The sequence below is a fragment of the Methylobacterium sp. WL103 genome (genome assembly GCF_008039885.1).
GTDB classification, from domain to species: domain Bacteria; phylum Pseudomonadota; class Alphaproteobacteria; order Rhizobiales; family Beijerinckiaceae; genus Methylobacterium; species Methylobacterium cerastii.
In genome coordinates this window covers 1-6,741 of the sequence record NZ_VRUX01000217.1, presented here as the reverse complement: position 1 = coordinate 6,741, position 6,741 = coordinate 1, and the positions used below count along the sequence as shown (strand labels likewise).

The 6,741-nt window shown below is 70.7% G+C and carries 8 protein-coding genes and 1 pseudogene; 8 read left to right on the top strand and 1 reads right to left on the bottom strand.

Annotation, left to right across the window (positions count from 1 at the left end):
* The 8 genes and pseudogenes from FV222_RS14150 to FV222_RS14115 all read left to right on the top strand — a co-directional run.
* Nucleotides 1–364, top strand: a pseudogene (locus tag FV222_RS14150) (penicillin-binding protein 1C); the annotation flags it as partial.
* Nucleotides 365–501: 137 nt separating this feature from the next.
* Nucleotides 502–792: a hypothetical protein gene (locus FV222_RS14145; protein WP_246685463.1), complete on the top strand. Its 291-nt coding sequence runs from the start codon at nucleotides 502–504 to the stop codon at nucleotides 790–792.
* A gap of 3 nt (nucleotides 793–795) precedes the next feature.
* Nucleotides 796–1,356: a type II toxin-antitoxin system VapC family toxin gene (locus FV222_RS14140; RefSeq protein WP_147814754.1), complete on the top strand. Its 561-nt coding sequence runs from the start codon at nucleotides 796–798 to the stop codon at nucleotides 1,354–1,356.
* Between the two features lie 207 nt (nucleotides 1,357–1,563).
* A complete protein-coding gene (locus FV222_RS14135) occupies nucleotides 1,564–2,298 on the top strand; it encodes a histidine phosphotransferase family protein (protein WP_147814752.1) in 735 nt (244 codons plus the stop codon).
* Between the two features lie 242 nt (nucleotides 2,299–2,540).
* Entirely contained in the window at nucleotides 2,541–3,050 is a 510-nt protein-coding gene (locus FV222_RS14130) for a ferritin-like domain-containing protein (protein ID WP_147814750.1), read from the top strand.
* Nucleotides 3,051–3,301: 251 nt separating this feature from the next.
* On the top strand, nucleotides 3,302–4,153 hold the full coding sequence (locus tag FV222_RS14125; protein WP_147814748.1) for a MoxR family ATPase: 852 nt from the start codon (nucleotides 3,302–3,304) through the stop codon (nucleotides 4,151–4,153).
* A 324-nt stretch (nucleotides 4,154–4,477) separates the two neighbouring features.
* Nucleotides 4,478–5,458 (top strand): aldo/keto reductase, encoded by a 981-nt coding sequence (locus tag FV222_RS14120; protein WP_147814746.1) that lies wholly within the window; start codon nucleotides 4,478–4,480, stop codon nucleotides 5,456–5,458.
* Nucleotides 5,458–5,979, top strand: a complete 522-nt coding sequence (locus tag FV222_RS14115) for a histidine phosphatase family protein (protein ID WP_147753521.1) — start codon at nucleotides 5,458–5,460, stop codon at nucleotides 5,977–5,979. The genes FV222_RS14120 and FV222_RS14115 overlap by 1 nt, the downstream gene beginning before the upstream one ends.
* A 55-nt stretch (nucleotides 5,980–6,034) precedes the next feature.
* Here FV222_RS14115 and FV222_RS14110 read toward each other — a convergent pair whose 3' ends face one another.
* Complete coding sequence (locus FV222_RS14110) at nucleotides 6,035–6,511, bottom strand: VOC family protein (protein ID WP_147814744.1); 477 nt, start codon at nucleotides 6,509–6,511, stop codon at nucleotides 6,035–6,037.
* Nucleotides 6,512–6,741 lie beyond the last annotated feature (230 nt).

The window sequence follows — 6,741 nt, the reverse complement described above, 5'->3', positions numbered from 1 at the left end:
GCCGCGCGACGCGCTGATCGCCAGCTCGGCCGCCCTGCCGCCGCCGCTTCGTCACATCCGCCGCGACGCGCCCAAGACCCTGGCGGCGGCCGACGCGGCGCCCCTCAAGATCGCCTACCCGCCCGACGGCGCCCGCATCGATCTCGGGCTGCAGGACCTGAAGGGGGACCCTGCGCAGCAGGCCCGCCTCGCCCTCAAGGCGCTCGGCGGCGTGCCGCCGCTGACCTGGATGGTCGGCGGGAAGCCGGTGGCGGATTCCGCCCGGCGCCAGTCCGAATGGGTCCCCGACGGCGCCGGCTTCGCCCGCATCTCGGTCCTTGACGCGACGGGGGCGAGCGACAGCGTCGTGGTGCGGCTGGAGTGAGCGTCGTCCGCTCGTCGCATCGATTGCCCGGGGTCGCCCCGGCCGTATGGTGATCGAAATCGCAAATCGTTGAACGCAGGGCGAGCATCCCGATGGCGAGCCGATCCGAGCCGCACCCGCACCGACCCGCCGGTTCGATCCGGCCCGAGCGGTCGCCCGCGATCGAGGCCGCCGCGACCTCCCGATCGAAGGTCCAGGCGGTGCTGGCCCGCGCGCAGGAAAGCGGCCTGATCGCGCGGAAGGGCGGCCGCATCTCGGGGCGCGTGTCGCCGGAGCTGATCGAGCGCGCGAAGGCGCGCACCGGTATCCGCTCGGACACCGAGCTCGTGGAGTTCGCCCTGGCGAACCTGGCGATCGAGGACGACTTCGCCGACACGTTCCGGGGGCTGCGGGGCACGGTCGATCCGAGCCTCGATCTCGATTTCTAAACCGTGGCGTTCGACCTCCGGTCCGCCGAACGCGTCAGGCGGCGCGCTGCGGCGCGGACCCTCGCCCGCCGCCCCGACGACGCGCTTCCGTTCCTCGGGCTCGACGCGTCGGCCGGCAACGGGCTTCTCCTCGATACCTGCGTCTACATCGACCAGATGCAGGGCAAGGCGCCCGCCGTCGTCGAGGACCTGCTCGCGATCCGGCCGGTGAACCACAGCGCCGTCGCCGTGCAGGAACTCCTGCATGCGGTGGGCGTGCTCGATCCGGGCGACGCGCGGACCCCAGCCGCCATCGCGGCGATCGAGGCGGCCGTCGAGGCCATGCCGGCGCATCGCCTGTTCGTGCCGGACATGGACGTCCTCGGCCAGGCCGCCGTGTATGCCGGCCTGCTCGCGCGCGTTCAGGGCTACGGCAAGCCCGAGCGCATGAAGGCCCTCCACGACTGCGTGCTCTTCGTCCAGGCGATGAAGCACGGGTTCGCCGTGCTGACCCGCAACGTGCGGGAGTTCGACGCCCTGCTCCAGATCCGGGCGGACGGCCGGGTGCTGTTCTATCGGACCTGACGAGCTGCGACGGGGGGCGTCGCAGATGCTGGCGGCCCCCCAGCGCTCGCGCGTCCGGGGCCGCGCGCCGCCCCCCCGTAACCCTTTGCAAAGCCGGATGTGGCGTCTATCCGTTCGGGCGGGCCGCCGCGGCGGCCGGGTTCCGCGTCGCCAAGCCGGACGACCAAGTCCGAAGACCAAGTCCGAAGAAAACGCCCGGAGCGTGCCATGAATGCCGTGACCCTCGACGCCCTCGACCTCTCCGCGCTGCTGTGCTCCCGCGTCTGCCACGACGTGATCAGCCCCGTGGGCGCGATCGTGAACGGTCTCGAGGTGCTGGAGGACGACCAGGACGAGTCGATGCGCGAGTTCGCCCTCGACCTGATCCGCAAGAGCGCGCGCCACGCCTCCGCCCGGCTGCAATTCGCCCGGATCGCGTTCGGCGCGGCGGGCTCGGCCGGCGCCTCGATCGACCTCGCCGACGCGGAGAAGGTCTCCCGCGGCATGTTCTCCGACGAGAAGACCCAGCTCAGCTGGAGCGCGCCGGTGGCGCTCTACCCCAAGAACAAGGTCAAGCTGCTCTTGAACCTCGTGATGATTTCCACCGGCGCGATCCCGCGCGGCGGCCTCCTCGACGTCAAGGTCACGGGCGACGGCGAGGCCCCGACCCTGGTGCTGGTGGCCAAGGGCTCGCACGCCCGCATCCCGCCCCATGTCGAGGCGCTGATCGCCGGCACGCCCGAGAACGGCGTCGTCGACGCCCACGGCATCCTGCCCTACTACGCCGGACTCGTGGCCCGCGCCGCCGCCATGACCGTGAGCTTCTCCATCGAGGGCGACACCGTGACGATCCGCTCGGAGCCGGTCGCCGCCGCGGTCGAGCCGGTGATCGAGACGCCGCCGGCCAGCTCCGAGGACGACCGGCCGTCCGACAGCGAGCCGTCGGACACCCTGCTCGCCTGAGGGGCGGGCTCGTCCCTCTCCCCGCAGCGGTTCCTGGATGCGGACGCCTCGCCACGCGTCCCGAGCAAGGCACGGGTCCCCTCTCCCGTTCGGGAGAGGGGGCCACGCGGTGCTTCGCGCGATCCACCCCCCCCTGCGTCACACTGAACGCCCGCGCGCTCGGCCGGAAACTTGGCCGGTGTTCGCCGGGTCTTCCCCCTGATCCCAGGCCGACGTTCCGGCCGCCGCTCAGGAGATGCACGATGGCCCTCGACACGCGCGACATCTACGTCACGGCCCTGAAGAACACCCACGCCCTGGAGATGCAGGCGCTCCAGATCATGGAGCGCCAGGTCGAACGGCTGCAGAACTATCCCGAGATGGAGGCGGCGCTCCGCCGCCACATCGACGAGACCCACGGCCAGCGCACCCGCCTGGAGGAGGCGCTGCACAGCCTGGCCGAGAGCCCGTCCGCGCTGAAGGAGGGGTTCCTCGGCTTCGTCGGCAACATGATGGCGCTCGGGCACGCGCCGGCCCAGGACGAGATCCTGAAGAACGCCTACGCTAACCACGCCTTCGAGAACTTCGAGATCGCGGCCTACACCTCGCTGCTCGCGATCGGCGAGGCCGCCGGCCAGCAGGGGCATGCCGCCGCCTTCCACCAATCGCTGAAGGAGGAGGAGGGCATGGCCGCCAAGGTGCGCGAGCTCGTCCGCCCGACGACCCTGCGCTACATCGAGCTGTCCACCGCCGGCGAGAAGGCCGACCGGTAAACGACCAGGGAGGGCGACGTCTTCGGCGCGAAGAGCGCCGCGCGGAGCGGGCTTGTCCGGACGGATGTCCGGGCATGCGTCGAGCGGAGCGGAAGCCTAAGCCCGCGGAGGCGGGCGCCGGCGATCGAGGCCGGCAAGAAGCCCAAGGTGATCGCTTTTTGAGCGATCACCGAGGGGCGTTGCCCGCGACCGGCTTTGCGCCCTATGTCGGACGGGTCGGCCGCGCCGGCCCGCCAGGACGAAACAGCTCGATGCGCTTCACCGGAACCGAGTCCTACGTCGCGACGCCCGACCTGACGGCGGCGGTCAACGCCGCCATCGTGCTCGAGCGGCCGCTGCTGGTGAAGGGCGAGCCCGGCACCGGCAAGACGGTGCTGGCCGAAGAGATCGCCAAAGGTCTCGGTGCGAGGCTTCTCACGTGGAACGTGAAGTCGACCACCAAGGCGCAGCAGGGCCTGTACGAGTACGACGCGGTCTCGCGCCTGCGCGACTCGCAGCTCGGCGACCCGCGGGTCTCGGACATCGCGAACTACATTCGCCGCGGCAAGCTGTGGGAGGCCTTCACCGCCGACGAGCGCCCGGTGCTCTTGATCGACGAGATCGACAAGGCCGACATCGAGTTCCCGAACGACCTGCTCACCGAGCTCGATCGCATGGAGTTCTTCGTCTACGAGACCAGCGAGACGGTGCGGGCGGATCGCCGCCCGGTGGTGATCATCACCTCGAACAACGAGAAGGAGCTGCCGGATGCGTTCCTGCGCCGGTGCTTCTTCCACTACATCAAGTTCCCGGACGCGCAGACGCTGCAATCGATCGTCGACGTGCACTATCCCGGCATCAAGCACCGTCTCGTCGAGGAGGCGCTGCGGGTGTTCCTGGAGACCCGCGAGGTGCCGGGCCTCAAGAAGAAGCCCTCGACCTCGGAACTCCTCGACTGGCTCAAGCTCCTCGTCTCGGAGGACGTCGATCCCGAGACGCTGCGCGAGACCAATGCCCGCAAGCTGATCCCGCCGCTGCACGGGGCGCTGCTCAAGAACGAGCAGGACGTCAGCCTGTTCGAGAAGCTGGCCTTCATGATGCGGCGCGAGGGGCGCGGGGGCTGAGGCGCCGTTTCGGCGCCCTCCTTCCTGGTCCCGGGCGGACCGACCCCCATGCATCCCCTCGCCCCGCCTGCGGGGAGAGGGCCGTGTCTCCCCCTTGTCGGGGAGCACGGCGAGGCGGCAGCCGAGGGTGAGGGGGGCTTAGACGGAGGAGGCTCGTTCGTCGAAGCCTCTCACCGCCGCTGCGGCTTCGCCTCCGCTTCCTGCAGGCACGACGCGGTGCCTGCAGGCCTCTCCCCACGTGCGGGGAGAGGGGGCCGCGCGTCGGACCCGCGAAAGACGCATCCCGCTCTGTCCATCGTATCGCACTCACTCAGATCGCGCCGCATGAAGATGAAAAAGCTCGGCCGCACCGGCCTCGACGTGTCCGCCCTCTGCCTCGGCTGCATGACCTACGGCATCCCTGAGCGCGGGCCCCATCCCTGGACGCTGCCGGAGGACGAGAGCCGTCCGCTGATCCACCAGGCGCTCGACCTCGGCATCAACTTCTTCGACACGGCCAACTACTATTCCGACGGCACCAGCGAGGAGATCGTCGGGCGGGCGCTGAAGGATTACGGCGACCGCGACAGCCTCGTCGTCGCGACGAAGTGCTACTTCCCGCTCAAGGACCAGCCGAACGCCGGCGGCCTCTCGCGAAAAGCGATCTTTTCCGCGATCGACGCCAGCCTGAAGCGGCTCGGCATGGACCACGTCGACCTGTTTCAGATCCACCGCTGGGACTACGACACCCCGATCGAGGTGACGCTGGAGGCGCTGCACGACGTGGTGAAGGCCGGCAAGGCGCGGTATCTCGGCGCCTCGTCGATGTACGCGTGGCAGTTCTCGAAGGCGCTCTACACCGCGGACCTCAACGGCTGGACGCGGTTCTCGACCATGCAGAACCACGTCAACCTGCTGCATCGCGAGGAGGAGCGCGAGATGCTGCCGCTCTGCCGCGACCAGGGGATCGCCGTGCTGCCCTGGAGCCCGCTCGCCCGCGGGCGGCTGACCCGCGACCCCGATTCCACCACCGCGCGCCAGGACAGCGACGCCGTCGGCAAGGGCCTCTACGACGCGGCCGCCGCGGCGGACGAGGCGATCATCGCCAAGGTCGCCGAGATCGCGAAGGCCCGCGGCGTGCCGCGCGCGCAGGTGGCCCTCGCCTGGGTCGCGGCCAAGCCCGAGGTCGCCGCCCCGATCGTCGGCGCCTCGAAGGCGGGCCACCTCACCGACGCGGTCGCCGCCCTCGACCTCGTGCTGACGCCGGAGGAGACGCAGGGCCTCGAAGCGCTCTACACCCCGCACCCGATCGTCGGATTCGCCTGATGCGCCGCCTGCTGCTCCTGCGCCACGCCAAGTCCGACCGGCCGCCGGGCGTCTCCGACATCGACCGGCCCCTCGACGCCCGCGGCCGCGAGGCCGCGCCGCGGATGGGCGCCTACCTCGCGAGCGAAGGCCTGAAGCCGGACCTCGCCCTGGTCTCGCCGTCGAAGCGCACGCGGGAAACCTGGGAGGCGGTGGCGACCGCCCTCGACGCGGTGCCCGTGCGCATCGTCGAGACGATCTACGAGGCCCCGCCCGCCGCGCTGCTCGCGGCCGTCCGCGAAAGCCCCGACACGGCCGACACCTTGATCCTCGTGGGCCACAACCCCGGCACCGAGGCGCTCGCCGACATGCTGGTGGCGGAGGGCGCGCGCGCCGCGCAGAAGCGCCTCGCGCAGGGCTTCCCCACGGCGGCGCTGGCGGTGATCGAGTTCGACGTGGCGCATTGGAGCGAGGTCGGCCGCAACGGCCGCCTGGAGCGCTTCGTGCGGCCGAAGGACTTGAGCCCGGACCTGACGGATTAGGGGCGAACACGATCAGCTTGATCGCGAGAATGGCGGCCCGGCCGGAGAATGGACGTCACTCGGGTTGCCGGTGCCCGAGACTCTCGGCGAGGCGCACGAGATATCCGTCGGGGTCTTGGACGAGGAATTCCCGTTGGCCGGCCTCGATCGGACCTGTCCGATACCAGGCCTCCCTCGGCTCCTCGAACAGCGGCCAGCGCGCGGTCTCGAGCGCGGCCAGGATCGGGTCCAGCCGGTCGACCATGATCTGGAAGTTCACCCCCCGGCCGTAGGGACGATCCAGGACGCCCGTCGACCAGCGACCGTTCAGCTGACACAGCATGATCTGGGCTCTGCCCCGCGTGAGATAGGCGAAGCGGGCGGCCGGGCGATCGTAGGCGACGGCGAACCCGAGCAGGTCGCACCAGAACCGCAGGCTCGCATCGAGATCGCTGACGGACAGCTCCGGCGTCAGGGCCGCGAAGCCGCCTTCCGGGGGAGCGCCGGAGCCTGAAGCGCGGGCGCGTTCGACGGGGTCGGGAAGCGGTTCCATGCCGTCGATAAGGTCATCGTCCGAGCGAGGCGGTCAAGGCTCGCGCAGCGTCGCAAACCCTTGGTCACGTCGTCGAGCCGGTTGCGTTTCGACCCCGGCCGAACGGCTCAGAGGTCGCCGAACGCCAGCTGCCCCTGGTTGCGCCGCGGCGCGGGGGCGGTCTTGGCCTTGGCCGGGATGCTCTTGCCCGACGCGCGCTTCACCGCGGGCGCCTTGCGCGCCGTCGGCTC

Coding starts and splice junctions, on each gene's coding strand:
- FV222_RS14135 (WP_147814752.1), top strand. CDS start 1,564: ATGAATGCCGTGACCCTCGACGCCCTCGACCTCTCCGCGCTGCTGTGC.
- FV222_RS14130 (WP_147814750.1), top strand. CDS start 2,541: ATGGCCCTCGACACGCGCGACATCTACGTCACGGCCCTGAAGAACACC.
- FV222_RS14125 (WP_147814748.1), top strand. CDS start 3,302: ATGCGCTTCACCGGAACCGAGTCCTACGTCGCGACGCCCGACCTGACG.
- FV222_RS14120 (WP_147814746.1), top strand. CDS start 4,478: ATGAAGATGAAAAAGCTCGGCCGCACCGGCCTCGACGTGTCCGCCCTC.
- FV222_RS14115 (WP_147753521.1), top strand. CDS start 5,458: ATGCGCCGCCTGCTGCTCCTGCGCCACGCCAAGTCCGACCGGCCGCCG.
- FV222_RS14110 (WP_147814744.1), bottom strand. CDS start 6,511: ATGGAACCGCTTCCCGACCCCGTCGAACGCGCCCGCGCTTCAGGCTCC.